Origin of the sequence: Enterobacter wuhouensis, from assembly GCF_004331265.1 — a bacterium.
GTDB classification, from domain to species: domain Bacteria; phylum Pseudomonadota; class Gammaproteobacteria; order Enterobacterales; family Enterobacteriaceae; genus Enterobacter; species Enterobacter wuhouensis.
Genome location: NZ_SJOO01000036.1, coordinates 1 through 373 on the forward strand (window position 1 = coordinate 1; position 373 = coordinate 373).

At 49.1% G+C, this 373-nt stretch carries 1 protein-coding gene; it reads left to right on the plus strand.

Annotated features, from left to right (window positions below):
• Positions 1 to 353 (plus strand): phage tail fiber protein (locus tag E0L20_RS23770; RefSeq protein ID WP_486599010.1); only part of this gene is annotated, 353 nt, incomplete at its 5' end.
• Positions 354 to 373 lie beyond the last annotated feature (20 nt).

The window sequence follows — 373 nt, forward strand, 5'->3', positions numbered from 1 at the left end:
AGTGTAACGATGAAGCTGAAGGGGTTACTGCTTCGAGGGAGGCCGAAGGGATATATCGGATCATGGGGAGCTGCGGGCTTAATCCAGAGGGATGGACAGTGGAGATTCCCCAGGATATCAACGGCAACTTTCTGTGCTTCGTAAACATCACTACCACCGAAGATGGCGTGCTGACTGTTTCAGTTTTTCGTCGCCGCTTTGATGTGGAAACAGCGATGATTATTGCCGGTTCCCCGATGGATATTCCGGAGGGCCGCTGGATAGATCTCCGGCTACAAATGCCTGCCGATTCTTTATACAACAGCAAAGCAAGACGAGTTGAACCGGAACTGGACCCTGAAGGGAATGAATAAAGCACTCTTTATAAAAAATT